This is a genomic window from Streptomyces sp. NPDC058674, from assembly GCF_042716505.1.
Taxonomy (GTDB): Bacteria; Actinomycetota; Actinomycetes; order Streptomycetales; family Streptomycetaceae; genus Streptomyces.
The window spans coordinates 91525-115447 of record NZ_JBHXSC010000016.1 but is presented as its reverse complement, the minus strand read 5'-3'; the positions used below and the strand labels follow the sequence as shown (position 1 = coordinate 115447).

At 75.4% G+C, this 23923-nt stretch carries 20 protein-coding genes and 1 pseudogene; 10 read left to right on the top strand and 11 right to left on the bottom strand.

The genetic code is table 11. From position 1 onward, the window contains the following. Window positions 1–117: 117 nt before the first annotated feature. Window positions 118–213, top strand: a pseudogene (locus ACFWU6_RS11625) (alpha/beta hydrolase); the annotation flags it as partial. On the opposite strand, the gene ACFWU6_RS11620 reads toward ACFWU6_RS11625, so the two are convergent. The 3 genes from ACFWU6_RS11620 to ACFWU6_RS11610 form a co-directional block, all read right to left on the bottom strand. Then, the gene (locus ACFWU6_RS11620) at window positions 180–2333 is read right to left on the bottom strand and encodes a SpoIIE family protein phosphatase (protein ID WP_383980583.1); all 2154 of its coding nucleotides are present in this window, start codon (window positions 2331–2333) and stop codon (window positions 180–182) included. The pseudogene ACFWU6_RS11625 and the gene ACFWU6_RS11620 sit on opposite strands and share 34 nt — an antisense overlap. 90 nt (window positions 2334–2423) lie before the next feature. Continuing rightward, window positions 2424–2978, bottom strand: coding sequence for a GNAT family N-acetyltransferase (locus tag ACFWU6_RS11615; RefSeq protein ID WP_383980581.1), 555 nt, complete (start codon window positions 2976–2978; stop codon window positions 2424–2426). Between the two features lie 89 nt (window positions 2979–3067). Then, entirely contained in the window at window positions 3068–4240 is a 1173-nt protein-coding gene (locus ACFWU6_RS11610) for a DUF6777 domain-containing protein (protein WP_383980579.1), read from the bottom strand. A 273-nt stretch (window positions 4241–4513) separates the two neighbouring features. Here ACFWU6_RS11610 and ACFWU6_RS11605 point away from each other — a divergent pair, with 273 nt between their 5' ends. Then, window positions 4514–5815: a streptophobe family protein gene (locus ACFWU6_RS11605; protein WP_383980577.1), complete on the top strand. Its 1302-nt coding sequence runs from the start codon at window positions 4514–4516 to the stop codon at window positions 5813–5815. Between the two features lie 66 nt (window positions 5816–5881). Here the strand turns inward: ACFWU6_RS11605 and ACFWU6_RS11600 are convergent, their stop codons facing one another. From ACFWU6_RS11600 to ACFWU6_RS11590, 3 genes are read right to left on the bottom strand one after another with little or no spacing between them, the layout of a single operon-like run. Further along, the gene (locus ACFWU6_RS11600; protein ID WP_383980575.1) at window positions 5882–6856 is read right to left on the bottom strand and encodes a serine/threonine-protein kinase; all 975 of its coding nucleotides are present in this window, start codon (window positions 6854–6856) and stop codon (window positions 5882–5884) included. Further along, window positions 6853–7491: a hypothetical protein gene (locus tag ACFWU6_RS11595; RefSeq protein ID WP_383980573.1), complete on the bottom strand. Its 639-nt coding sequence runs from the start codon at window positions 7489–7491 to the stop codon at window positions 6853–6855. The genes ACFWU6_RS11600 and ACFWU6_RS11595 overlap by 4 nt, the downstream gene beginning before the upstream one ends. Window positions 7492–7495: 4 nt before the next feature. After that, entirely contained in the window at window positions 7496–9877 is a 2382-nt protein-coding gene (locus tag ACFWU6_RS11590) for an FHA domain-containing protein (RefSeq protein ID WP_383980571.1), read from the bottom strand. Window positions 9878–10055: 178 nt separating this feature from the next. Here ACFWU6_RS11590 and ACFWU6_RS11585 point away from each other — a divergent pair, with 178 nt between their 5' ends. Further along, window positions 10056–11093, top strand: coding sequence for a cation diffusion facilitator family transporter (locus tag ACFWU6_RS11585; protein ID WP_383980569.1), 1038 nt, complete (start codon window positions 10056–10058; stop codon window positions 11091–11093). 113 nt (window positions 11094–11206) lie between these two features. Then, window positions 11207–11695, top strand: coding sequence for an NUDIX domain-containing protein (locus ACFWU6_RS11580; RefSeq protein WP_383801628.1), 489 nt, complete (start codon window positions 11207–11209; stop codon window positions 11693–11695). A 364-nt stretch (window positions 11696–12059) separates the two neighbouring features. Here the strand turns inward: ACFWU6_RS11580 and ACFWU6_RS11575 are convergent, their stop codons facing one another. Next, a complete protein-coding gene (locus ACFWU6_RS11575) occupies window positions 12060–13349 on the bottom strand; it encodes an ATP-binding protein (RefSeq protein ID WP_383801631.1) in 1290 nt (429 codons plus the stop codon). A gap of 365 nt (window positions 13350–13714) precedes the next feature. On the opposite strand from ACFWU6_RS11575, the gene ACFWU6_RS11570 reads away from it, so the two are divergent. Next, window positions 13715–14503: a trypsin-like serine peptidase gene (locus ACFWU6_RS11570; protein WP_383980567.1), complete on the top strand. Its 789-nt coding sequence runs from the start codon at window positions 13715–13717 to the stop codon at window positions 14501–14503. Between the two features lie 57 nt (window positions 14504–14560). Here the strand turns inward: ACFWU6_RS11570 and ACFWU6_RS11565 are convergent, their stop codons facing one another. From ACFWU6_RS11565 to ACFWU6_RS11555, 3 genes are all read right to left on the bottom strand, one after another. After that, window positions 14561–15061, bottom strand: a complete 501-nt coding sequence (locus ACFWU6_RS11565) for an NUDIX domain-containing protein (RefSeq protein WP_383980565.1) — start codon at window positions 15059–15061, stop codon at window positions 14561–14563. Between the two features lie 9 nt (window positions 15062–15070). Next, entirely contained in the window at window positions 15071–16768 is a 1698-nt protein-coding gene (lnt, locus tag ACFWU6_RS11560) for an apolipoprotein N-acyltransferase (protein ID WP_383980563.1), read from the bottom strand. 89 nt (window positions 16769–16857) lie between these two features. Beyond that, window positions 16858–17373 (bottom strand): hypothetical protein, encoded by a 516-nt coding sequence (locus ACFWU6_RS11555; RefSeq protein WP_383801644.1) that lies wholly within the window; start codon window positions 17371–17373, stop codon window positions 16858–16860. A 307-nt stretch (window positions 17374–17680) separates the two neighbouring features. Between ACFWU6_RS11555 and ACFWU6_RS11550 the strand changes: the two genes are divergently transcribed. Beyond that, on the top strand, window positions 17681–18691 hold the full coding sequence (locus ACFWU6_RS11550) for an ADP-ribosylglycohydrolase family protein (RefSeq protein ID WP_383980561.1): 1011 nt from the start codon (window positions 17681–17683) through the stop codon (window positions 18689–18691). Between the two features lie 94 nt (window positions 18692–18785). Here the strand turns inward: ACFWU6_RS11550 and ACFWU6_RS11545 are convergent, their stop codons facing one another. Beyond that, complete coding sequence (locus ACFWU6_RS11545; RefSeq protein ID WP_383801647.1) at window positions 18786–19595, bottom strand: glutamate racemase; 810 nt, start codon at window positions 19593–19595, stop codon at window positions 18786–18788. A 415-nt stretch (window positions 19596–20010) separates the two neighbouring features. Here ACFWU6_RS11545 and ACFWU6_RS11540 point away from each other — a divergent pair, with 415 nt between their 5' ends. The 4 genes from ACFWU6_RS11540 to ACFWU6_RS11525 all read left to right on the top strand — a co-directional run bounded on the left by ACFWU6_RS11540 (window position 20011) and on the right by ACFWU6_RS11525 (window position 23779). After that, complete coding sequence (locus tag ACFWU6_RS11540) at window positions 20011–21231, top strand: glycosyltransferase (RefSeq protein ID WP_383980559.1); 1221 nt, start codon at window positions 20011–20013, stop codon at window positions 21229–21231. Window positions 21232–21477: 246 nt separating this feature from the next. Then, the gene (locus ACFWU6_RS11535) at window positions 21478–22011 is read left to right on the top strand and encodes a DUF6643 family protein (protein ID WP_383980557.1); all 534 of its coding nucleotides are present in this window, start codon (window positions 21478–21480) and stop codon (window positions 22009–22011) included. Window positions 22012–22066: 55 nt separating this feature from the next. Further along, window positions 22067–22891: an MOSC domain-containing protein gene (locus ACFWU6_RS11530; protein ID WP_383980555.1), complete on the top strand. Its 825-nt coding sequence runs from the start codon at window positions 22067–22069 to the stop codon at window positions 22889–22891. A gap of 276 nt (window positions 22892–23167) precedes the next feature. After that, window positions 23168–23779, top strand: a complete 612-nt coding sequence (locus tag ACFWU6_RS11525) for a hypothetical protein (RefSeq protein WP_383801658.1) — start codon at window positions 23168–23170, stop codon at window positions 23777–23779. The last annotated feature ends 144 nt before the right edge of the window (window positions 23780–23923 follow it).

Sequence of the window (23923 nt, the reverse complement as noted above, 5' to 3'; positions counted from 1 at the left end):
GAGTACTGGACGTACTCGGGCGCCCCGACAACGCGGCGAGGTGCGGTGCCGGGCGCCGCGGGCCAGGCGGGACTTTGACGACAGGACCTGTGCCGACGCCCGGGCGTGGCACAGAGCCAGGACATCGTCGACGAGGTCGAGCGCCTCGACCTGCCGGACGTCGTGCTGGTCGGGCACAGCTACGCGGGCATACCGGCGGGACAGTCGCCCGACACCCCGGCAGTCCCGCCCGGCACCGCGGGCACGACCGCAGGCTCCGCGGTGGTCCCGGCCGGCTCCGGGGCGGTGACGGCGAACTCGCACCACACGCGCTTGCCGCCGCCCCGCGGTTCCACGCCCCACTCGTCCGCGAGCCGGTCCACCAGCAGGAGGCCGCGGCCCGATTCCTCCCAGTCCCCCGCGTCGCGCGGCCTCGGCAGGGCGCTGCTGGAGTCCTCGACCTCGATCCGTATCCGCCCCTGCGCCGTCAGCCGCAGCCCCACCTGGGCGCCGCCGTCGGTGTGGACCAGGGCGTTGGTCATCAGCTCGTCCGCCGCCAGCTCGATCTCATCCGCCCGTTCCCCCGCGCCCCAGGCGGCCACGGCGGCCCGGATCAGGTGGCGGACCGCCGCCGGAGCGTCCGTGTCGCCCGCCTCCAGGCCGTGGTGCAGGGGGCCTCCGCCGCGGGCCTCGGGGGTGCCGCGCCGGCGCAGCACGAGCAGCGCCATGTCGTCGCCGCCACCCGAGTCCCCGACCAGGTCGCAGAGCACGTCGGCGAGTTCCTCCACGTCCGCCGGGCCGGCGCGGACCGCTTCCATGAGCTCCCGCATGCCCGTGTCCGGGTCCGCGCCGGGCCGCTCGGTCAGCCCGTCCGTGCAGAGCAGCAGGGTGTCTCCGGGGTGGAGTTCGAGGCTGGTGACCGGGTAGCCGGAGCCGTTCGCCGGCCCTTCGCGGCGCGGCAGGCCGAGCGGGAGCCCGCCCGCGACCCGGATGCGGTGGCAGCTGCCGTCGCCGCGCCGCACGACGGGGTCGAGGTGGCCGGCGCGGACCATGCCGAGCATCCCGCTGACCAGGTCCACCTCGACGTAGGTACAGGTGGCGAACCGCTCCGTCTCCAGCTCGCGCAGGAAGGCCGAGGCCCGCTCCATCGCCGCGCCGGGGGTGTGCCCTTCGGTGATGTAGGCGCGCAGCACGATGCGCAGCTGCCCCATCACCGCGGCCGCGTCCGTGTCGTGCCCCTCGACGTCGCCGATCATGACTCCGACCCGGCCCGCGCCGAGCGGGATCACGTCGTACCAGTCTCCGCCGACCTCCCGTCCCATCCGGGCGGAGCGGTAGCGTACGGCGATCCGCGCGCCCGGCACGTGCGGGATGCGGCGCGGCAGCATGGCCCGCTGGAGCCCCTCGGCGAGGTCGTGTTCCTGTTCGTAGAGGATGGCGCGCTGCAGGCTCTGCGCGATGCCGCTGCCGAGCGCCATCAGGAGGTTGCGCTCCTCGCCGGTGAAGTCGCCGTCCCGGGTGTAGAGGAGGCCGAGCGCTCCGATCGGGCGGCCCTGCGCGATCAGCGGGAGGTAGACGCCGCTGCGGACGGCCAGCGGCTCGATGTACGGCCACAGCAGGGGGTAGCGCAGCTGGAACTCCTCCCGCGAGGCGAGGAGGACCGGCTGCATGGTCCGTACGGCCTCGCTCATCGGGAACTGCGCGTCCACGCGCGTGTACTCGATCTCGGGCACGTACGAGCCGAGCTGTCCCTCCGCGACCAGGTGGATGCGGCCGCCGTCGACCACGCCCAGCATGACGCTGACCGCGCCGAGGTGGCCGAGGGCCTCCGGGTCCTTGAGGATGTCGGTCACGTCGTTGACGGTGCGGGCGTGGGCGAGGATGGCGGTGGTCCGCTCGACCACGCCCGTCATCCGCCGGCGACCCTCGTCCCGCTGGCCGGCGGCGCCGGGATCGCCCGGGTCGTGGGCGGCGTCGCGGAGTATCCCGATGACGCGGTACGGGCGGCCGGCCCGGTCGCGCAGGACGTGGCCCTGGATGTGGGTCCAGGCCGGTGAGCCGTCCCGGCTGCGGCTGCGGACGTAGGCCCCGTAGTGGCTGCGGCCGTCCTTCAGCACCTGCGCGACCCTGGCGTCGAGCCGGGCCTCCTCGGCGGGGGGAATGCGCAGGCGCAGCCCCTCGGGAGTGCCGGGGAACTCGTCGGGGCGCAGGTCGAGGACCTCGAGAGCGGTCGGATCAAGGTGCATCCGCCCGCTGTCGAGGTCCCAGTCGAAGGTCCCCATGCGGTTGAGCGCGAGGCTCGTGTCCGGCCGCGCGGGCCAGTCGACCTCGGGGTTCTCTCCCCTGTGGCCCATGTAGCCAGGGTCTCACCCCCGCCCGCCGGTGTCCCCGCGGGCGGCTGGGCGACGGCAGTCAGGGCCGGGCGGGCGGCCCGCCTACGACGGTCAGGCGCCGGCCGCGCCCCTCGGGTCCTGCTTCCAGTCCTGCGCCAGGAGCCCGAGCAGCACCTCGTCCAGGAACTCGCCCAACACCCAGGCCGAAGAGCGCGTGACGCCCTCGCGTACGAAGCCGTTGCGCTCGGCGGCGCGCAGCATCGCGGGGTTGTCCGACAGCGTCTCGATCTGCAGCCGCTGCAGGCCGCGCACGGCGAAGCCGTAGTGGCACAGGATCGCGACCACATCGGTGCCGTATCCCTTGCCGCGGGAGGAGGGCAGCAGCCCGAGCCCGATGTGCGCGGACCGGTTGTGGTTGTCGATGCCCCACAGCGACGCACTGCCGACCAGCGTGCCGTCGTCCAGCGCCACCACGGAGAAGGGGACGCGAGCCTGGTCCTCGTCGTCCACGACGAGCCGGGCGTCCTCCGAGCCGGGCGTGATCGGCCGCCACGGGCCGCTTTCGGCCCGCGAGCCGTTGACCACGTCGTCGTAGAGTTCGGTCCGCAGGATCGGGATGTCGTCCTCGTGCCGGGCCCTGAGCCCGACCGTGCTGCCTCTAAGCATGCGGACTTCCTATCCGGCCTGACGGGGCGGCGGCAAACGGATTGTGCGATGAGGCCGCGCCGGGAGAGCGGAGGGAGTCCTCAGGGCGCTCAGGGCGCCTTGTCCGTGCCGGGGGCGGACGGCGTCGCGGGCGTCCGCGATCCGCTCGGTGTCGTCCCACTGCGGTCGGTCAGCCCCGGCGCCCGCGAGTCCGTGGCCGTCGAGGTGTCCGTGGCGCCGTCCTCGGGGGTGGCCGGGTCGCTGGCCGTCCCGGGGGCCGTCTCGGATTCGGAGTCCGTGGGGGTGCCGGTGAGGCCGTCATCGGGCGTGCCGGTGGCGGTGTCGGCGTCCGTCGGCGTCCACGTCCCCGTGGTCGTGTCGGCGTCCGTCGGCGTGTCGGTGGCGGTGTCGGCGTCCGTCGGCGTGCCGGTGTCCGGCGGGGTGCGGGTGCCGGTGTCCGGCGGGGAGGTGGTGGCCGGCGGTGTCCGGTCCTTCGGGGTCGGGAACACCGGCGGCGCGACCGGCTTGTCGGCCTGCGGTTTCGGCCCGCGGTCCCGCTCGTACCAGCGGCGGTCCTCGTGGTCGTAGATGACGATCTTGTTCACGACCGTCACCGAGGGCGCGATGACGATCACCTGCGCCGGCCGGTACCCGCTCCAGGCCTGACCGAAGCGCTTGGGGTCGGCTTCCAGGGGCACGGGCGCCGCCAGCGGGTTCCCGCATGCGCAGCGCACGCGGGGCACCCCGCGGTCGTCGACGAGGACGGCCGTACCGGCCTGCAGGACGGCTTGGTAGGCGGTCGCCCGGCCCTCGCGGTAGCCGTGGTTCGTGACCCGCGTGTCGAAGCGCAGCTGTACGGGGGTGAGCGAGCGGAGGTACCCGGGGACCGCTGCGGGCCGGATGCCGAGGGCCGAGGCGAAGGCGGTGTTCTTCGCGGGCTGGGCGGCGAGGACCGTGATCTGCTTCTCGACATCGCAGCTGGCCACGGACCGGGTGCCGCCGTAGAGGCCCGGCGAGGACCCGCTGACGCTGGGGGTGGCGGTGCCCGCGGTCGCCCCGGGGCCCGTGGTGCGGCCGGTGGGCGGGGGCGGCGGGCTCTGTGGAGGGGGCTGGGCCGGCGTGGTGGCGGTGGACTCGGTGAAGGGGTCCGGGCCGGAGGCGGCCGCCGGCTGGAGGAACACCTCGCCGCCGGCCTTGGGGGAGGTGCCGCTCGGGCGGGTCAGCACCACGACCAGGGCCACGACGGCCGCCACGGCCACCAGGGCGGTGGCCAGCCGCGGCACGGAACGCCACCACGGCCCCCTGCCCGGTCCGCCGGGACCGTCCGCACCGCCGGTTGTTCCCGGCGGTGCGGACGGCGGCGGTGGCGGCGGGCCCTGGCGCCCCGCCGAGAGCGGGCCGGACGGCGGGCCGGTCGGTCGCTCGGACGGGGGTGGCGGCTGGCCGGAGGGCTGAGTGCTCACGGGTTCTTCTTCCCAGGCGGAGGAGTTCCCTGCGGACCATTGTGTGCGCCCTCCCGGTGGTGCCCGCAAGCCGGGGCCGCCTACGGTTGCAGGGTGAGCCGTACGTCGAAGGCAGCACTGACCGGGGGTTCTTCCGCACGGGCGTGGCGCGGCGCGCTCGTGGCCGTCGTCGCGGCCTTCGCGGTGATGACCGCGGTCGGCGCGGCCGGGCTGGCCTGCGCCGGGGCCGCCGATCTGCCGGGCGGCGCGTTCCCCCGTGTCGTGGCGGCCGTCGTCGTGATGGCGGCCGGCGGCTCGGTCGAGGTGTCGGGCGGTGCCGGTTTCCTGGCGGACGCCGACGCGAGCCTGTCCGTGCTGCCGCTCTCCGTGAGCGTGGCCGGAGCCCTCAGCGCGGGATACCTCTTCCTGCGTCCGCTGCGCAACCGGGCCGTGGCGAGCCACCGCGAACTGCTGTCCCGTGCCGGGCGGTTGGTCCTCCTGTGGCTGCTCGCCCTCGCCCTCACCGCACTTCTGGCCCGCCAGAGCTTCGGGATCTCCACCGGCGACTCGCCCATCGGCGAGATCGGCGAACTCCTCGACTCGGCGCCGACGGTGGGCTTCCGCGCGGACCTTCCCGCCACGCTCCTGTCCGGCCTGCTGTGGATACTGGGCCTTTTGCTGGTCTGCCTGCTGGTCTCCCGCCGCGCGCCGCTCCCTGCCGGGCTGGTCCGCTTCCACACGGCGGTGCGGCCGGCCGCCTTCGCCACGGTGGCGCTGCTCCTCGCGTACGTCGTCCTGGGCCTCGGCGTCGGGCTGGTGGTGGCCGCGACCCGCGGCCACGCCGCGCAGACCCTGGCCGTGGTCCTGCTCGGCCTGCCCAACCTGGCCTGGCCGGCGCTCACCCTCGGCTTCGGCGGGGCATGGGAGGGCAGGGCAGAGGGGCCCTTCGGGCTGCCGGCGCCGCACGTCCTGGACCAGGTGCTGCGCGGCGCGGACGTCTCCGTGGTGGACGTGGCCTCGCTTGCCGAGCGGGACCCCCGGGCGTGGTGGCTGGTGGCGGTGGCGGCGGTCCTGCTGCCGGGCGCGGGCGTACTGGCGGCGGTACGGTCCCCCGCCGGTGTCCGCCCCTGGCAGCACGCCCTGCACCTGGGTGTCGCACTGGCCCTGGGCACGCTGGCGGTGTGCCTGCTGGCGCGGGTGCAGGCGCAGTTCGGGCTCTCCCTGCTGGGCATCGGGGACGTGGACGGCCTCGGCGGCACGGTGCGGCTCACGCCGGTCCTGTGGCGCACGGTGGGTCTGGCCCTGCTCTGGGGTGCGGCGGCGGGATTCCTCGGCGCCCTGCTCGCCCGCCCCCTGCACCGCCGGGGCCTGGTGGAGGAGCCCCTGCCCGACCGCTCCGGCCGCCCTCCGCTCTGATCGGCACCACGTCGCCCGCCGACGCCCCGGCAAGGTCACCACGTCGGACCACGTCGGACCGGGGGGTCAGCCCGGCCCGCGGAACACCGGCGCCGCCCAGGGCGGCGGGGGCGGCCCCGGTTGCCCCGCCGGGTCCGGCGCGCCGGCCGTCCGGGCGGGCGGACGGGACCCGGCGCCCGCCCGCCGCAGTGCGCCGGTGAATTCCAGGCAGCTGCCCCAGCGGTCGTCGGGCGCCTTGGCCAGCGCCCGCGCCAGCACCTCGTCCACCGCTCCGGTCAGCCCCGGCTGCCGGGAGGACGCGGGGGGCGGCGGGTCGTACTGGTGGGCCCAGAGCAGGGCCATGTCGTCGTCCCGCTGGAACGGCGGGCCGCCCACCAGCATTTCGTACACGACGCACCCCAGGCCGTAGACGTCGCACCGGCCGTCCACCGGCTTCCCGGAGATCTGCTCCGGTGCCACGTAGTCCAGGGTCCCCACGAACTGTCCGACGCTCGTGAAGCCGGTCAGCGACAGGGACTTCTTCGTCAGCCCGAAGTCGGTGAGGTACACGTGCTCCGGGTGCTCGCTGTCGGTTCCCTCCGCGACCAGCACGTTTCCCGGTTTCACGTCCCGGTGGACCAGGTCGTGGGCGTGCGCGGCGTCCAGTGCCGACGCCACCTGGCCGGCGATCCGCGCGACCATCTCCACCGGCAGCGGCCCGGTCCGGTCCAGCAGCGCCCGCAGGTCCTGTCCGGCCACGTACCGCATGGCGATGTACAGCAGGCCGTCCGTCTCCCCCGCCTCGAAGACCGGCACGATGTGCGGGTGGTCGATGGCGGCCGCCACCTTCGACTCGTGGGCGAAGCGCTGCCGGAAGCTGTCGTTGCGCGCCAGTTCGGGCGCGAGGAGTTTCAGCGCGACCGTCCGGTCCAGGCGCAGATCCCTGGCGCGGTAGACGACGGCCATGCCGCCGCGCCCGATCTCGGTCTCCACCTCGTACCCGGCGATCCGCCTCCCGCGCAGGTCCGAGGGGCGGCCCGCGACCGGGTCGTCTCCCGTCACCGCTCCCCGCCCCCGGGAACGTCGGCGATGCGGGTCGGCGCGTGCCCCGCCGCGGCATCGGTGCCGGCCGCCTCCGGCTCCGGCTCCGCCGCCGGCGCCCGTTCCGCTCCGGGCCGCGCGCCGGGGCCGGGTCCGGGGCCGGTGGCCACCGCGTACGTCGCCAGCCGGGTGCCGTCCCCGTAGAGCCAGCGCCCGGTGGCCTCCTCGTACAGCCAGACCGACTCCCCGTCGATCACCAGCCCGGCGCGCAGCCCCCGGACGGACCGCCGGAAGGCCTCGGGGCCGCTCGTCCCCGCGGCCAGGGAGTCGACGCCCCGCCGGTAGCGGTCCAGCGCGTCGGCGGCCCGTGCGAGCAGGGGCCGCGGGTCCTCGGCGCGGCCGGTCGGGCGGCCCCCGGCGGTGGGCGGCGGCTGCGGTACGGCGACCAGCAGTCGGCCGTCCACCCAGGCCGACCAGCCGTTGGCGCACAGGACCTGCCCCCAGTCGCCGCGCCGGGAGAGCAGCCGCACGGGCAGGAAGGGGTCCAGCGGTTCGGTGGGCCGGGACGCGTCGGGGCCCTCCCAGGCGGGCAGCCCCTGCTGCGGCACGACGTGCGTGGGCCGGAAGTCCTCGGCGCGGCCGTCCGGGTGCGTCATGGGGCTACTTCCGCATGATCGCGGGCTCGTGGCGGCGCAGCAGCCGCAGGACCAGTACCCCGAACAGCACGGACAGGGCGACCAGCATCCCCGCGTTGAGCAGCCACACCCCGGCGCTGTGCGCGAAGAGCGGGTCGTCGGTGAGGGGGCCGGGCACGATGGCGCCCAGGCCGATGGTGCCGGCCATGGCGCCGAGCGCCCAGCGCGACGGAACGAACCAGGCCAGCTGCTCCACGACCGGTACGCCGTCCAGTTGGAGCAGCGCCCCGCAGAAGACCACCTGGACGATGGCGAGGAGGACCAGCAGCGGCATGGTGACCTCTTCCTTCCTGACCAGCGCGGAGACCAGCAGGCCGAGCATCATCGCGGTGAAGGACAGCAGCGCCACGGCGACGGTGATCTCGATGAGGGGCGGCAGGAAGACCCCTCTGCCGCCGGGGGCGTTGGACTTCACCCCGAAGAGGCCGACCAGGGTGAGCACCACCGCCTGGGACACCGTGACGGCGCCGAGCACCACCACCTTGGACATCAGGTAGGCGGAGCGCGACAGCCCGACCGCGCGCTCGCGCTGGTAGATGGTCCGCTCCTTGACCAGCTCGCGGACCGCGTTGGCGGCGCCCGTGAGGACTCCGCCGACGCAGAGGATGAGCAGGGCGTTGATCGCGCTCTCCCGGGTGAGCGTGCTGCCGGCGAGGGCGCGGGCCATGGCGCCCATGACGAACGGCAGCGCGATCATGATGACGAGGAAGGTCCTGTCGGCGCCGAGGGCGGCAGCGTACCGCCGGACCAGGGTGGACAGCTGGGAGCCCCAGCTCTGTGCCTTGGGCGGCGCAGTGGCGGCGGGGGTGGCCGGGGTGGCGCCCCCCGCGTCCGCGTCGGCCCGCCGCGGCGTGCGGGCCGCCCCGACGGCGTACATGCGGTGCTGGGGGGAGGCGGCGTACTCGGCCGCCCAGTCGCGGCCCCGCTCGTTCTCGAAGGCCTCGAAGGCCTCGGGCCACTGGGTGAAGCCGAAGAAGTCCAGCGTCTCCCCGGGCGGCCCGAAGTAGGCGGTGCGCCCGCCCGGGGCGAGGACGAGCAGCCGGTCGCACACGTCCAGGCTGAGCACGCTGTGGGTGACTACGACGACCGTGCGGCCGTCGTCGGCGAGGGCGCGGAGCATGTGCATCACGGAGCGGTCCATGCCGGGGTCGAGGCCCGAGGTGGGTTCGTCCAGGAAGAGCAGCGAGGGCTTCGTCAGGAGTTCCAGGGCGACGGAGACGCGTTTGCGCTGGCCGCCGGAGAGGCTGTGGATGGGCTGGTCGGCGCGCTGCCGGAGGCCGAGTTCCCCGATCACCTCGTCGACCCGGGCCTGCCGTTCGACTTTGGCGGTGTCCTGCGGGAAGCGCAGTTCGGCGGCGTAGACGAGGGCGCGGCGGACGGTGAGCTGGGCGTGCAGGATGTCGTCCTGGGGGACGAGGCCGATGCGGCTGCGCAGCTCGGCGTAGTCGCGGTAGAGGTCGCGGCCGTCGTAGAAGACGGTGCCCCGGTCGGCGGGGCGCAGGCCCGTGAGCGCGCCGAGGAGGGTGGACTTGCCGGCTCCGCTGGGGCCGACGACGGCCAGCAGGCACGTGGCGCCGACCGGGAAGGAGATGTCGTCCAGGAGGGTCTTGCGGCCGTGGTCGACGGCGACGGTGAGGCCCTGGACGTCGAGGGAGACCTCGCCCGTGTCCACGTACTCCTGGAGCTGGTCGCCGACGAGGCAGAAGGACGAGTGGCCGACGCCGACGATGTCGCCGTCGGTCAGGGGGGCGGTCCGCTCCACGGGGGCGCCGTTGAGGAAGGTTCCGTTGTGGCTGCCGAGGTCGGCGATCTCGTACGTGCCGTCGGCGAGCGCCCGGAGTTCGGCGTGGCGGCGGGAGACGACCAGGTCGTCGACGACGAGGTCGTTGTCGGGGGCGCGGCCGATGCGGACGGCGGCGCGGGCGAGCAGGGGGTGGACGGTGGTGGGCTGCCGGTAGGTGCCGGTCATCGCCGGGTTCGAGACCCGGGACGGCCGGCCGGGCGACACGGCGGGCCGGGGAGGCGGCGCCGGGCCGACGAGCACGGCGCGCGGGCCGTCGGAGGCGCTGCCGAAGCGCAGTTCGCTGCCGGGGCCCACCCGCCACGCGTGCACGCGGTGGCCGTCGGCCCAGGTGCCGTTGGTGCTGTGCTCGTCCTCGACGGTCCAGTGGTCGCCGTCGGGGCGCAGGACAGCGTGGTGCCAGGAGACGCGGGCGTCGTCGAGGCAGATCTCGCAGAGCGGGTCGCGGCCCACGTGGTAGGTGCGGCCGGGGCTCATCTCCGTGGAGCCGAGGTCGGTCTCCAGGACGAGCTCGGGCGCGGTCGGCACTCCGGGGCGCTGGACCATGAGCACATTTTCCCACGATCCGGCCGCCCCGACACCGGCCGGGCATCACCGCAGGTCAGAGCCCTCTTATGGGGAATGACAACGGTCCCCGTTGCAGCCTTTGCCGATCTCGCCGGGGTGCGCTTCACTTCACGCGACGGAACCGGACACACGGGTGACGCGACGAGACGGGGGACCCATGAGCGGGCACGGCCACGACGGCCACGCGCACGGCGGACACGACCACGGACCGGGCGGACACGACCACGGACCGGGCGGCCACAGCCACGGCGTGGCGGCGGACGCCGACCGCCGCTGGCTGGCGATCGCGCTGGGGCTGATCGGCGCGTTCATGGCCGTCGAGGTGTTCATCGGCATCATGGCCCACTCACTGGCCCTGATCTCCGACGCGGCGCACATGCTCACCGATGCCGTCTCGATCGTCCTCGCGCTGATCGCGATGCGGCTGGCCGCCCGCCCGGCGCGCGGCGGCTTCACGTACGGCCTCAAGCGGGCGGAGATACTCTCCGCGCAGGCCAACGGCCTGACGCTGCTGCTGCTGGCGGTCTGGCTGGCGTACGAGGCGGTCCGACGGCTGATGGACCCGCCGCCGGTGGAGGGCGGGCTGGTCCTGGTGACGGCGCTCGCGGGCATCGCCGTGAACGTGGCCGCGGCCTGGTGCATCTCCAGGGCGAACCGGTCCTCGCTCGCCGTCGAGGGCGCCTACCAGCACATCCTGAACGACCTCTTCGCCTTCATCGGGACGGCCGTCGCCGGTCTCGTCGTGCTGACCACGGGCTTCCGGCAGGTCGACGCGATCGCCACCCTCGTGGTGGTGGCGCTGATGGTCAAGGCGGGCTACGGGCTGGTCCGCGAGTCGGGCCGGATACTCCTGGAGGCCGCACCGGCCCATGTGGACCCGGACGCCGTGGGCGACCGGCTGGTCGGGCACCCGCCGGTGTCCGAGGTGCACGACCTGCACATCTGGACGATCACCTCCGGCCAGGCGGCGCTCTCCGCACACGTGCTCGTGGAGCCGGCGGGCGACTGCCACGCCGTACGCCGCGATCTGGAGCGGCTGCTGGAGAAGGAGTACGGGATCACCCACACCACCCTCCAGGTGGACCACACCCAGGAGCCCCTGCTCAGCGTCGGCCGGGCGGGCGCTGACCCGGCCGACCCGCACTGCGCGGACGCGCACGGCCCGGTGCACCGGCAGGGCCCGCACAGCCACTGACCGCCGGGGCGGGCCGCCGGGGCGGGCCGCCGGGGCGGGCCGCCGGGGCGGGCCGCAGGCGGATCGTCGGGGCGGGCCGCTGAGGCGGGTCCGGGCGGGGCATACATGGGTGCATGACGCACAAGCGCAGTGCCGGGCTGCTCCTCTTCCGCCGGACGCCCGGGGGCCCCGGACCGGACGGCTCCGGCATCGAGGTCCTGCTCGGGCACATGGGCGGACCGCTCTGGGCCGGCCGGGACGACGGGGGCTGGGCGATCCCGAAGGGCGAGTACGGGCCGGACGAGACGCCGCGGGACGCGGCCCGGAGGGAGTTCACCGAGGAGATCGGACTGCCCCCGCCCGAGGGCCCGTACGTACCGCTGGGCGAGGTGCGGCTGACCAGCGGCAAGCTGGTGACCATCTGGGCGGTGGAGGCGGACCTCGACCCCGCGCTCATGGTGCCCGGGACCTTCTCGATGGAGTGGCCGCCGCACTCCGGGACCGTGCGGGAGTTCCCCGAGCTGGACCGGGTGGCGTGGTTCGCTCCGGAGGTGGCCGAGAGGAAGGTGATGCCACCTCAAGTGCCTTTCCTGGAGAGGCTGTTGGCCCACCTGAAGGGCTGACCCCGGCTACTGCCCGCCAGCTGCGGCCGGAGAGCGGCGCGGTGTGAAACCGCGGCCCGGGGCCGCCCGGCCCCGGGCGGCCGCCGCGGGCCGTACTTCCGGCCGGGTCGACCTGGCCGTCCGGTCGAAGCGCGGGGCAGCCGCCCGCTGGTTGACTCGTATGGGTGGACGGGAGCGCTCAGGACGCCTCCGGCACCCCTGCGTGTCACGTTCCAGCCGGCGATACACCCCAACCGGAACGTGGCCGTCCCGCACGGATGCCACGTCCGCGCGGGAGGCCCGCAACCGCTTTGGGGAGTGGCTGCGGGCCGCTCGCCGTCCCCCGCCGCAACCGGGGGCGGATGCGAAGGCCCGGGCGCGGGGGTCAGGAGCGGGCGTGCGCCGTGATGTCCGCCTCGAACTCCCCCGTCATCGCCGGGGTCACCGTCGGCCGGCACTGCCGGACCGCCGCGAGGTAGTCGTGCGTGGTCGCGCCGAGCTGTGCGGCCGCCGCGCCCCGCGTCCCCACCGCCTCCAGGTCGCGCTCGAAGGACACCTGCGCCGCGATCCGCGCCGCGTGCTCGATGTCGGCCGGCGTGAACAGCTCGGTCGCCGCCACCAGGGCCGCGACGTCGACGTCGGTGCGCCCCGCCGTGTAGCGGGACCAGATCGCGGCGCGGGCGCCGGCGTCCGGGGTGCCGATCGGGATCAGGTAGTCGAAGCGGCCGGGCCGCAGGAAGGCCGGGTCGAGGGAGCGGATGGAGTTGGTGGCGCAGACCAGCAGCCGCTCGTCGCCCTCCCGGAAGCCCGGTATCAGCTTGAGCAGCTCGTTCGTCACGCCGTGGATTCCGCCGGGCCGGGCGGGCTCGGTGCGCACGGGCGCGATCTCCTCGACCTCGTCGATGAAGACGAGGACCCGTTCCAGCTCGGCGATCCGGGCGAAGGCGTCGCGCAGCGCGGTGGCCAGATTGCCCTCGTCCGCGAGGCGGGAGGGCAGCAGCTCGACGAAGGGCCAGCCGAGTCGGGAGGCGATGGCACGGGCGAAGGTGGTCTTGCCGGTGCCGGGCGGTCCGAAGAGGGTGATGGCGCGAGGCGGCCGCACTCCGTGCGCCGCGGCGCGCTCCGGCTCGGCGAGCGGCAGCACCACGCGCCGCTCGATGAGGTCCTTCTCCTTCTCCATGCCAGCGACTTTGGCCCACAGGTCGTTGGGGAGGAAGCGGCCGCCGAGGTCGTCGAGGAGTCCGGCCGCCGGCCCGTGGAGCGGTTCGGTCTTCTCGAAGTAGGCGACCGCGGGCTGCCGGGTGTAGCCGGCGTTGAGCAGCCCCTCGCCGAGCAGGTCCTCCTCGGGCAGGACGTACGCGATGCGGCCGACCCGGGCGGCGATGAGGCGGCGCTCCAGCTCCACGAGGAGGGCGCTGGCCAGGCCGCGGCCGCGCCATCCGGCGGCGATCGCGATGCGCATCACCCAGGCCCGCTCGCCGGTCACGCAGGCGAGGGCGGCTCCGATCGGGACACCCTGGTGGACGGCGACCACGCAGGGCTGCCGGTCGGTGAGGGCGCTGATGCACTCGGCGAGTGAGAAGACGGACTCCTGGCCCAGTTCGGCCGTGGTGTCGATCAGGTGGACCACCGCGGCGAGATCGCTCTCGCGGTAGTCGTGGATGAGCCAGTTCACCGGGTACCGCCCCTCGTTCGTGCTCCTGCGGTGAGGCTAGGGGCCGCCGGGCGCCCCGATCACGCTCCGCTGTGCACAACAGGGGGTACGGAAACCGTCCGCGGCGTCCATAGACTGGTGGGTTCCGCCGAAGGCCCGCGTCCGGGTCCGGTACCGTTTCGGCACTTCCGACAGGCCCGGCCCGCTCCGCCAGCGCTCCGCCGGGCCTCGTACGGTTCCTCCCGGACCGGGGCGCGTGCCGCTCCGCCGCTCCGGCCGGGCCGTGGCGCGAGCTTCACACCGGGTCCACCGGGTCCACCGGATTCACAGCGGATTCATACGGAACTTCGGGCTCCGGACAAAGGTTCACCGGGCAGGCTCGGGGCATGATCCAGCGCAAGCCCTCCCGGCCCGGCCCGGCCGGCCGCCTCCGAGCCCGTGCCCGGCGCGCGTCCCGGACCGTCCCGGCCCTGGCCGTGATGGCCGCCCTGCTCGGTCTCGACCTGCCCGACCCCCCAGCCGGAGCCCTCCTCGGCGTCACGGCGCGCGCCGCGGCCGGGACCGTGACGGACCGGGTGGGCGCGCTCTTCACGGGCGGGCTGGACGGCGGGCACTTCTGCACCGCCTCGGTGGTGCACAGCGACGACGGCGACGTCATCGCGACCGCCGCACACTGCCTGGACCATCCGGACACCACCGTCTTCGCACCGGGCTACCGGGACGGCCGCGCCCCGTACGGCCTCTGGCGGCTCACCGGCGTGTACGTGGCCCCGGGCTGGACGGACGGCCAGGACCCGGACCGGGACATCGCCTTCGCGACGGTGGCCCCGGTGGACGACGCGGGCCCGGCGCCGCTCGAGGAGCTGGTCGGCGCCTTCCGGGTCGCCGCCGACCAGTACGAACACGCCACGGTGACGATCGTCGGGTACCCGCGCAGCCAGGAGGCTCCGCTGCGCTGCGCCAACACCACCGCGCTGATCTCCGAGACCCAGCGTCGCATCGGCTGCCCGGACCTCAGCGGCGGCACCAGCGGCAGCCCCTGGCTGGTGGACGGCGCGCTGGCCGGGGTGCTCGGCGGCCACGAAGGCGGCGGCACGCTTCCGGAGGTCTCGTACAGCGCCGTCATGGGCGACAGCGCCACCGCCCTGTACCGGGAGGCGGCCCGGGCGGGCTGAGACGGGACGGGCTCGCAGGGCGGAACGGCTCGCAAACGCGGACGGTCCGGGGCGGGCTCAGCCGCGGGCGGGCGGGTCGCCTGCCGTCGCGACGGGCTCGAACCAGGTGGGCCCGTCCAGCAGGGCGTGCCGGATGCGGTCCAGGGAGAACGGCTCCAGCGGCGGCAGCGCGTCCACCTCGAACCAGCCGACCTCCAGCGACTCGCTGTCGTTGACGCGCGCCTCGCCGCCGGTCGCCCGGCAGCGGAAGGTGATGTCCTGGAACTGGCACACGTCACCGTTGGGATAGGTGACCGGCGCGAGCATCTGGACGAGGACCACCCGCTCCGGCACGCAGTGCACCGCCGTCTCCTCGTACACCTCGCGCACGGCGGTCTCGGCCGGCTGCTCCCCCGGCTCGGCGATCCCGCCGACCGCGCACCACCGCCCGGTGTCACTGCGCCGGCCGAGCAGCACCCGGCCCCGGTCGTCGAAGACGATCGCCGTCACCCCGGGGAGCAGGAGCAGCTGCTGTCCGGCGCCGGCCCGGATCGCACGGATGAAATCGGGTGTGGTCATCCCCCGACCCTACGAGGCCGCGGTGACGGCTCCCGCCTCGAGCCCGGGCGCACCCCGGCGGCGGGCGCGGATCCGGCGGGCCGCCGCCAGGCCGAGGCCGCCCGCGGCCAGGAGCAGCATCGCGTACTCCGGCAGGGGCCCCACGACGGTGGCCGGGGTGCGGCCGGAGCGCAGCGGGATCTCGGCGACCAGCGCGTCGGCCGTGAACATCTTCGTCTGTGAGACGACGGCCCCGTCGGGGCGGATCACCGCGCTGACCCCGCTGGTGACGGGCACCAGCACGGTCCTGCTGTGCTCGACGGCCCGGATCCGGTCCATCGCCAGCTGCTGGTAGGTCATCTGGCTCCGCCCGAACGTGGCGTTGTTGCTGGGTACGGCGATGACCTGGGCGCCGTCCAGGACGGTGGAGCGGACGGCGTCGTCGAAGGCGGCCTCGAAGCAGGTGACCATGCCGATCCCGCTGCCCGCCATGTCGAAGACGCCGGGTTCCCTGCCGGGACCGAAGTCGCGGCGCACCCGGTCCACGTCGGAGCTGAAGAGCCGTACCACGGACCGCATCGGGATGCGCTCGCCGAACGGCTGGATCTTGCGCTTGTCGTACGTCTCGGTGGGGCCCTCGACCGGGTCCCACAAGATCATCGTGTTGCGCAGCGGGCCGGTCTCCGGAGCGACGACGGCCCCGATCGCGACGGGTACGCCGATGGCCTTGACCGCCGCGTCGATGGCGGCGTGGGCATCGGGCTCGGAGTACGGGTCGAGGTCGGAGGAGTTCTCCGGCCAGACGACGAGGTCGGGCTTGGGCACGCGGCCGGCCCGGACGTCGGCGGCGAGCTGGACGGTGCGCGCGGCGTGGTTGTCCAGGACCTGGCGGCGCTGCGCGTTGAAGTCGAGGCCCAGGCGCGGCACGTTGCCCTGGATGACGGCGGCCACGACGGTGCCGTCCTCGGGGGCGTCGGAGACGAGCGGCCGGGTGGCGAGGCCCGCGGCCACCGGGGCGGCCACGGCGAGGGCGGCCAGTACGGCGGTGGCCCGGCGGGGTCGGCCGCGGCCGACGCGCACGGCTTCGTAGATCCCGAATCCGCACAGGGCCACGGCGAAGGAGAGCAGGGGGGTGCCGCCGAGGGCGACGAGGGGGGTGAAGACGCCGTCGGCCTGGCCGAAGGCGAGCCTGCCCCAGGGGAATCCGCCGAAGGGGGCTCGGGCGCGCAGCGCCTCTCCGGCGACCCAGACGGCGGCGGCGAGGAGCGGCCAGGCGGGAAGCCGGCTGACCAGGGCGATGCCGAGGCCGGTGAGGCCGATGAAGACGGCTTCGACGGCGGCCAGCGCCAGCCAGGGCACGGGGCCGACCTCCTCGCCGGTCCAGCTCAGGAGCGGCAGCAGGTAGCCGAGCCCGCCGAGGAACCCGAGGGCGAAGCCGGTCCGCGCGCGGCGGCCGTACAGGCAGCCGGCGAGCAGGGCGAGCGCGAGGGGGGCCAGCCACCACAGGGGCCGGGGCGGGAAGCTGAGGTAGAGCAGCACCCCGGCCAGGGCGGCGAGCCCGGCACGCACCCAGAAGCCCGTCCGGGTCCCCTTGCCGGGCGTTCCGGGGGGCCGGGGGGAGCCGGTGGGTCCGGGAAGCGCGGAGGCATCGGTTCCGGGGCTCGCTGCGGGCCGGCCGGCGGGCCCTGCGGGCTCGCTTCCGGCCGCGCGGGTGACACTGCTGCTCATCTCGCGGAGTGTACGTCCCCGCGCGCCGGAGCCGGGTGAAGGGCCGGACCGGGCGCCGCCCGCCGCGACGGCGCGGGCGCGCTGCCGCTCTACCGTGCGAGGGCGCGCAGGTGGGTGCGGATGACCCGGACGGCGTTCTCGGCGTCGTCGACGGTGACCGTGAACAGCTTGCCGTCGCCCAATCGCAGCTCCAGCCCCTCCCCGCGCCGGACCACCACCGCCGTGCCCTTGTCGGGGCGCCAGCGGTAGCCCCAGCCGCCCCACTGGTGCGGGGTGACGCGGGGCAGGAACTCGGCCGAGGCCACATCGCTGAGCCGGATCCGGCGGCGCGGCAGCCCGATGTGGCCGCAGCGCACTTCGAGGGCCTCGGCGTCGACGGTGACGGCGACGTGCACGAAGGCGAGGGTGCCGAACAGGATCAGCAGGCCGACGGCGAGGCAGCCGACCACGGACATGAGCAGCGGGACGATGCCGGCGGTCCACGAGTTGGCGACGGCGAGTTCGATGCCGAGGGCCAGGCAGGCCGCGCCGGCCACTGCGAGCAGCCACTGCGCGCGGTTGGAGGCCCGGCCCGTCCAGAGCGGACCCGAGGGGTGACCCGTCATGTGTAGCAGCGTACTCACGTTCCGCATGCGCGCCACTGCCCCGGCCCACCCGGTACGGCACCCCCCGGGGCCCCCGGCCCCTGCCGGACCGTACCCACGCCCGACCCCGAGGTCCTCCGTCCTGCCGTGACCGCTCCCGAGGCAGTGCGGACCGCCCCGGGCACTCCGCGGGCGGCAGGAACGCGCGCGCGGCCCCTCCGGGCGCGCGCCCGGAGCGCCCCTAAGGACACGGTCCGGTCGCTCCGGGCCCGGTTCTGGGATGCTTCACCCGCGGCACGCAGGCCGCCGTACGCATCGCGGAGGAATCATGGACCCGGCCGCCGACGACCGCTCCGGGCCCGCCGATCGGGTGGACCGGGCCGTGGGGGCCGTGCTGGGATCGGCGGTCGGCGACGCGCTGGGCGCGCCCTACGAGTTCGGACCCGAAGGCCGGCTCAGCGCGGGCGGCGAGGAGATGTGCGCAGGCGGTGGCTGGGATCCGGGCGAGGCCACCTACGACACGCAGATGGCGGTCCTGGTCGGCGAGTCCCTGGTGGAGCGCGACGGCCTCGAACTCCCGGACGTCTTCGCCCGGTTCCAGCGCTGGGCGGCGGGCGAGCCGAAGGACATCGGCCTCCAGACGGAGGACGTGCTGACCAACGGCGAGCCCTGGGACCTCGCTGCCGCCCTGCACTTCCGGGTCAATGCCCTTGCCGCGGGCAACGGTTCGCTGATGCGGGCATCGACCTCGGCGGTGTACTTCGCCCCGGCCGGGCGGCGGGCCACGATGGACGCCGCGCGGCGGATCGCGGCGCTGACGCACGGCGACCCGGCTGCGGGGGAGGGAACCGCCGTCCTGCACGAGCTGGTTCGGACGGCGATGGACGGGGACGACCCGCTGGCCGCCCTCCCGGCGACGCTCGCGCTGGTCCGCCCGGCGGACCGGGAACGGTACGACCGCGTGCTCGCCGCCGACTGGCACCCTGGCCTGGCCACCGAGTTCAACGGGGCGGTGTGGCCGTGCCTGGGCTCCGCGGTGTGGGCGCTGCGGACGACCAGCGGATTCGCGCAGGCGGTGCGTGCCGCCGTCGACCTGGGCGGCGACACCGACACGGTGGCGGCGGTGACGGGCACCCTGGCCGGTGCCCGGTACGGGGCGGCGGCGATCCCCCGGCACTGGACCGAGCCGCTGCACGTTCCGCTGCCGGGGTCCGGTGGCCGAGTCCTGCGCGCGCGGGACCTGCGCACCCTGGCCCGGCGTCTGCTGGCGGCCGGCTCCCGACGAACCCCCGGAGCGGGGCGGTCCGGGACGTCCGAAGCCGGTTCATGCCCGCGCTGAGGCCGGGAGGCCTCGCCGGGCGGCGTCGCCGGCCGGTGGACCTTCCCGGTCACAGCACCGGGCCGTCGCGCCCGGAAGCATCGGGAAGGGACGCCTAACGGACGGCCGTGGCCGTCGAGGTGTCCGCCGACCGGCCCGCGAGGAAGCGGCCCTCTGCGTATCCGAGCGCTGCTTCCGGCAGGGCCCCGGGCCGTCCGCTGCGCAGCACGGTGAGGCTGCCGGTGGCGGGCCGGGCGGGATCGCGCAGGACGCCGATGCGGCGCAGCGCCTGGACGGCGACGGGCTCGGCGGAACCGTGGAAGACCGGCTCGGTGCCCCCGGTCCGGGCGGCGAGGGCGGTCCGGATGGCCGTCTCGACGAGTTCGTAGTGCGTGCAGCCGAGCACCACGTCGGTGACGTCGGCGGGGGTGAGTGCGGCGGCCGCGGCGACGGCGGCCGTCACGGCGGGGCCGTCGGCCGCCTCCACGGCGTCGGCGAGACCGGGGCAGGGCACCTCGGTGACGCGGGCCCCCGCGGCGAACTCGCGGATCAGCTCCCGCTGGTAGGGGCTGCCGGTGGTCGCGGGGGTGGCCCAGATGGCGACGCGGCCGCGGCCCGCGGCCGCGGGCTTGATCGCGGGCACGGTCCCGATGACCGGGATCACGGGCTCCAGCTCCGCGCGCAGCGCGGGCAGGGCGTGCACGGAGGCGGTGTTGCAGGCCACGATGAGCGCGTCGGGCCGGTGCGCGGCGGCGGCGCGGGCGACGTCGAGGGCCCGCGCGGTGAGGTCCTGCGGGGTCCGCGGACCCCAGGGCATCCCGTCGGGGTCGGAGGACAGCACGAGATCCGCGTCCGGCCGCAGCCGCCGTACCGCGGCGGCCGCCGCGAGGAGGCCGATTCCGGAGTCCATGAGCGCGATCTTCACCGGGCCACCTTAGTCGAAGGCCCCGCCGCACCGCCCCGCGCCCACGAGCGCAGGGCCGCACCGCGCACCGCCGGGACGTGTGTCGCCCCGTGCCCCGCCCTCGGCACGCCACCCGCCCCACCAGATCGGCACGCCCCTCCAGCCCGACGTCCGCGGTAGCCCGACCCCCGCTCCGCCGCCGGCGGGTGGCCGTGCCCGGCCGGGCGGCGCGGCGACCCGGTCCGGCACCGGCGGGCGCTCGGGCCCGGCCCGGCGGCGCCCGGCCCGACACCGGCGGGAGACCGGGCCCGGCCCGGCGGCGCCCGGCCCGACACCGGCGGGAGACCGGGCCCGGCCCGGGGGGCTCGGTCGCCGCGCCGCACCCGGTGGGGGCGGGGTGCGGGACAGCTCGCGCGGGGACCGGCACACTGCCGGCATGGGCCTCCTCACCGCCGCCTGCGCGGCCTACGCCTCCCTCGCCGCCTGGCTCTGGCTCACCCTCGCCCAGGGCATGTTCTGGCGCACCGACGTCCGCCTCCCCCCGCGTACCGCTCCCGCCCGGTGGCCGTCCGTCGCCATCGTGGTCCCGGCCAGGGACGAGGCCGAGGTGCTCCCCCGCACCCTCCCCTCGCTCCTCGCCCAGGACTACCCCGGGGACGCCGAGGTCATCCTGGTCGACGACGGCAGCACGGACGGCACCGCCGACCTCGCGCGGCGGCTCGCCGCCGCGCGGCCGGGTCTCCCCCTCACCGTCACCGCCCCCGGCGATCCCGCACCCGGTTGGACCGGCAAGCTGTGGGCGCTGCGCCACGGCATGGCCCTCGCCCGCACCGCCCGCACCGCCCGCGTCGGCGCGGCCCCCGGCCCCACCCCCGCCCCCACCCCCGCCCCCGAGTACCTGCTGCTCACCGACGCCGACATCGTGCACGCGCCGGACAGCCTCCGCGAGCTGGTCGCGGCGGCGACCTCGGCCGACCTGGACCTCGTCTCCCAGATGGCCCGCCTGCGCGTGGCGAGCGCGTGGGAGGGCCTCGTGGTGCCGGCCTTCGTCTACTTCTTCGCCCAGCTGTACCCCTTCCGCCGGGTCAACCGCCCCGGCGCCCGCACCGCGGCCGCGGCGGGCGGCTGCGTCCTGCTGCGCACGGAGGCCGCCGTCCGGGCGGGGGTGCCCGACTCGATCCGGCAGGCCGTCATCGACGACGTCTCCCTGGCCCGCGCGGTCCAGGGCTCCGGCGGCCGGATCTGGCTGGGGCTCGCGGAGCGCGTGGAGAGCGTCCGGCCGTACCCCTCGCTCGCCGACCTGTGGCGGATGGTCTCGCGCAGCGCGTACGCCCAACTCCGCCACCAGCCGCTCCTGCTGGCCGGGACCGTCGCCGGCCTGGTGCTGGTGTACCTCGTGCCCCCGGCCGCGCTCCTCGGCGGACTCGCGGCGGGCCGGCCCGCCCTCGCGTGGGCCGGGGGTCTCGCCTGGCTGCTGATGGCCGGCACGTACGCGCCGATGCTCCGCCACTACCGCCGGCCCGTACTGCTCGCCCCGGCGCTTCCGTTCACGGCGCTGCTGTACCTCCTGATGACCGTCGACTCGGCCGTCCAGCACTACCGGGGGCGCGGCGCCGCCTGGAAGGGCCGCACCTACGCCCGACCGAGCGACGCGTGAAACGACGTACCGCCGCGCGCACCAACATCATCCGAGGTCACCGCGTTGTGACCGTGCGTCAGCGCAAACTGAGTGCAGTACCCACCCGGTGAGTACGAGTGGGAACAAGCCGGGGCGGAAGTGGCGAATCGTGCACGTGAACGCGAAGTGAAAGCTGTGGCCCTGACCTGCGAATATGCAGGTCAGGGCGGTGTTGCGGAATCCTCGCTATGGACCCGGTGAAGTCGTGGGCTTAACTTAGGTCCCATGACCTCCCCCCGCTCCACTTATGGCGGCGGTTACTACTCCGCGCCCTCCTTCCCGGACACCCCCATCTACGACTCCCTCGTCGCCGAACGCGGCACCCCGCAGATCGCCCCGATCCGCGTCCCGGCAGCCTACGAGTCCCCGAGCACCGGCTACTCGAACGGCGGGTACGCGAACGGCGGGTACTCCGGCGGCGGCTACCTGCCGGCCCTCGCCTCGGCGATGCCCGCGCTGCCGCCCGCCGCACCGCAGCAGCAGACCGCCCCGGCGTACGGCTACCCGTACCAGCAGCAGGCCGCCCCGCAGCCGATGCCGCTCCAGCAGGCGCCCGCCCCCTACATTCCGCAGCAGCAGCCGCTCGCCGCCCGCGGCGGGTACGCGCCGCAGCCGCAGCAGCCGCGCCCGGTCGCCGCGGCCACCGGCTACGAGGCCATGCGCCCCGCGGCTCCGCGCCCGATGCAGGTTCCGGCGCAGGCGCCCGCGGCCACGTACGAGGACCCGTACGGCCGCACCTACCAGGGACGGGGTTACTGAGGAATCCCCCGGTGCCCGCCGGGGCGGTGGAGGAGGCGGCTGGCAGTATGCCTCCATGTCGAACTTGCGCGTCCAGGCGCTCCACGTCCACCCCGTCAAATCGGTAGCGGGGACCGCTCTGGACGAGGCGTCCGTGGAGCCCTGGGGGCTGGCCGGGGACCGGCGCTGGGCGGTGGTCGACAGCGGGGGCGCGGTCGTCACCCAGCGCCAGCAGCCCCGGCTCGCCTTGGCGCGGGCGAGGCCGGCGGGCGGGGACCGGATCGAGCTGTCGGCGCCGGGCATGGCCGATCTGGTCGTGGAGGTGCCCGGGCCGGCTTCGCCGGAGCCGGTGGCGCTGTTCGGGAAGAAGGTCGAAACGGTGGTCGCGGCGGGGGCCGCCGCGACCTGGTTCAGCGCGTACCTGGGCGTGCCCGCCCGGTTGGTGCACCTGGACGATCCGGCGGTGCGCCGGCCCGTGGACCCGGACTACGCCCTGCCGGGCGAGACGGTGAGCCTGGCCGACGCCTATCCGGTGCTGATCACCACTGCGGCCTCGCTGGACGCGCTCAACTCCCTGATCGCGCGGGGGGACCATCCGGCCGAGGGGCCGCTGCCGATGAACCGCTTCCGGCCGAACGTGGTGGTCTCGGGGGCCGAGGCGTGGGCCGAGGACGGCTGGCGGCGCATCGCGGTCGGGGACGCCGAGTTCCGCGGGGTGCGCGAGTGCGGGCGCTGCATCGTCACCACCACCGACCAGGAGACGGCGGAGCGCGGCCGGGAGCCGCTGGTGACGCTGGCGCGCCACCGGCGGATCGGGAAGTCCCTGGCCTTCGGCCGGCACCTGGTTCCGGTGCGGACGGGCACGGTGCGGGTCGGTGACGAGGTACGGGTCCTGGAGTGACCCGGGCGCGCGCCGGACGGAGCAACGCCCCCAGCCCCCGGAGGCGCCGGGAGGCTCATCGGAATGACACCTTCGAGGGGCTCTGCGCCCCGGGCGGAACCAACCTGCACCGCCGCGCCGTTGGATCAGTCAGGACAGGTGGGCACCCGTACCGGTCACCGGCACAGGATCGGGTGACACATGTCTCGCGCGTCCCGGAATGCGCGTCCCGCGGGCATGCGGGAGGCTGGGACGCGCAGGCATGCGGAGACTGGCGGAGGCAGGGGGAGCCGAACCGTGCGGACAGCAATGGGAGTGTGGCGTTGGCGGCGCAATCCGCTGCGCCGGCCGACCGATCTCTTCGAGGCGTGGGTGGCGTTCACCGCGCTGGTGTGCTTCCTGGTGGTGGCCCCGGCCGTGGGCTGGGCCGCCGGCACGCAGGTCGACGGGACCCTTCAGCGGGCGGTGAGCGCACAGCGGCAGGAGCGGCACCTCGTGCCCGCGGTGGTGGTCCGGCCCGCGCAGGAGCCGGCCGGGCAGCCGTCCGCCGATCCGTCCGCTCGGCAGAGCACACCGCAGCGGACGCAGATCGTGGCCGCGTGGACGGCACCCGACGGCAGCAGCCACGAGGGCACGGTCCCGGCCGCGGAGGAACCGCCGCACCCCGGCGACCGGTTCCGGATATGGACCGATGCCCGCGGCCGGGTGGTGGGGCAGCCGCTCGATCCCGGCGCGGCCGCGTTCCACTCCGGGATGGCGGGCCTGGCCGCCGCGATCTGCGTGGCCGCACTCGTGGAGACCGTCCGGCGGATGATCGTACGCAGGCTCACGCATCAGCGGTACGCCCGGCTGGACCGCGCGTGGGCGGCGACCGGGCCGGACTGGGGCCGGGCGGGCGCAGGCAGTTGACCTGGCACCTCACCGGCCCCGCGCGCGCTACGGTGGTGCGGCCGGCTCAGGCGCCTCGGCCGCACCACCGCCGGTGGACCGCGCCGGGCGCTCCGACCGGGCTCGGCGAGGGCGCACGGTGCGGCAGGCTTCTCCGGGTCCGGC

Excerpts from the sequence above, each read along its gene's own strand:
- ACFWU6_RS11620 (WP_383980583.1), bottom strand. The coding sequence starts at position 2,333 with ATGGGCCACAGGGGAGAGAACCCCGAGGTCGACTGGCCCGCGCGGCCG.
- ACFWU6_RS11615 (WP_383980581.1), bottom strand. The coding sequence starts at position 2,978 with ATGCTTAGAGGCAGCACGGTCGGGCTCAGGGCCCGGCACGAGGACGAC.
- ACFWU6_RS11595 (WP_383980573.1), bottom strand. The coding sequence starts at position 7,491 with ATGACGCACCCGGACGGCCGCGCCGAGGACTTCCGGCCCACGCACGTC.
- ACFWU6_RS11590 (WP_383980571.1), bottom strand. The coding sequence starts at position 9,877 with ATGGTCCAGCGCCCCGGAGTGCCGACCGCGCCCGAGCTCGTCCTGGAG.
- ACFWU6_RS11585 (WP_383980569.1), top strand. The coding sequence starts at position 10,056 with ATGAGCGGGCACGGCCACGACGGCCACGCGCACGGCGGACACGACCAC.
- ACFWU6_RS11580 (WP_383801628.1), top strand. The coding sequence starts at position 11,207 with ATGACGCACAAGCGCAGTGCCGGGCTGCTCCTCTTCCGCCGGACGCCC.
- ACFWU6_RS11570 (WP_383980567.1), top strand. The coding sequence starts at position 13,715 with ATGATCCAGCGCAAGCCCTCCCGGCCCGGCCCGGCCGGCCGCCTCCGA.
- ACFWU6_RS11565 (WP_383980565.1), bottom strand. The coding sequence starts at position 15,061 with ATGACCACACCCGATTTCATCCGTGCGATCCGGGCCGGCGCCGGACAG.
- lnt (WP_383980563.1), bottom strand. The coding sequence starts at position 16,768 with ATGAGCAGCAGTGTCACCCGCGCGGCCGGAAGCGAGCCCGCAGGGCCC.
- ACFWU6_RS11555 (WP_383801644.1), bottom strand. The coding sequence starts at position 17,373 with ATGACGGGTCACCCCTCGGGTCCGCTCTGGACGGGCCGGGCCTCCAAC.
- ACFWU6_RS11550 (WP_383980561.1), top strand. The coding sequence starts at position 17,681 with ATGGACCCGGCCGCCGACGACCGCTCCGGGCCCGCCGATCGGGTGGAC.
- ACFWU6_RS11540 (WP_383980559.1), top strand. The coding sequence starts at position 20,011 with ATGGGCCTCCTCACCGCCGCCTGCGCGGCCTACGCCTCCCTCGCCGCC.
- ACFWU6_RS11535 (WP_383980557.1), top strand. The coding sequence starts at position 21,478 with ATGACCTCCCCCCGCTCCACTTATGGCGGCGGTTACTACTCCGCGCCC.
- ACFWU6_RS11530 (WP_383980555.1), top strand. The coding sequence starts at position 22,067 with ATGTCGAACTTGCGCGTCCAGGCGCTCCACGTCCACCCCGTCAAATCG.